The following is a 638-nucleotide window of genomic DNA, read 5'->3' as shown; positions in this document are numbered from 1 at the left end:
AATAAGCATATTCTTATTCATCATTTTTATTATTTAAAGTTAATGTCCATTTACCAATTTCGAATTTTTTCACTTCTTCCCAATTATAAAAATTCATTTCCCCACAATTTTCCGGTAATTGGCCTTGTGGTTTTTTCTTCTTCTCTTTTACAATGTTCTTAACATTTTTATTATACATCAACCGTTCATCAATTTTAGCGTCTGTTAAGGACTTTAACCTATTTTGTATTTTAGAACTTTCTTCGATATTGTAGGAATTAATTAAATATTTTCCTTTTTCACCTATATTCAGTCCATAGGGGTCTTGTACAACTAACCCATCATCCTTAACTTCCTGTAAATAGATTATATGACCTCCGGTTAAACAGGTAGAAAGTATTACCTCCTCACCTAACTCAAGTCGTGGCTCAAATGTACTGTGGTAAACGCTCTTTATTTCATCAATAGATTTTGATGTGTCAACATCTTCAACTTTGGCTTCTAAACCAGAAATAATAAAGCTTCCCATCTCGGCCATACACCAAGCAGATTGATGTGGTAGATAAGTTACCTTTTTAAAGCTAAAAGACTCACCATAATGTTTTTTCATAACTTTGTCCCAATAACTTATGTCCTTCTGTTGAAACCGGAAAATTAAA

Annotated in this window: 1 protein-coding gene; it reads right to left on the bottom strand. The window is 31.8% G+C overall.

Annotated features, from left to right (window positions below; all coding sequences use genetic code 11):
• Positions 1–13: 13 nt before the first annotated feature.
• Positions 14–638, bottom strand: a 625-nt coding sequence (locus tag E1176_RS00335) for a hypothetical protein (protein ID WP_222933032.1), incomplete at its 5' end; no start/stop codon positions are given.

Source organism: Fulvivirga aurantia (genome assembly GCF_009711475.1).
Classification (GTDB): Bacteria; Bacteroidota; Bacteroidia; order Cytophagales; family Cyclobacteriaceae; genus Fulvivirga; species Fulvivirga aurantia.
This window is presented reverse-complemented; position numbering and strand designations above follow the sequence as displayed.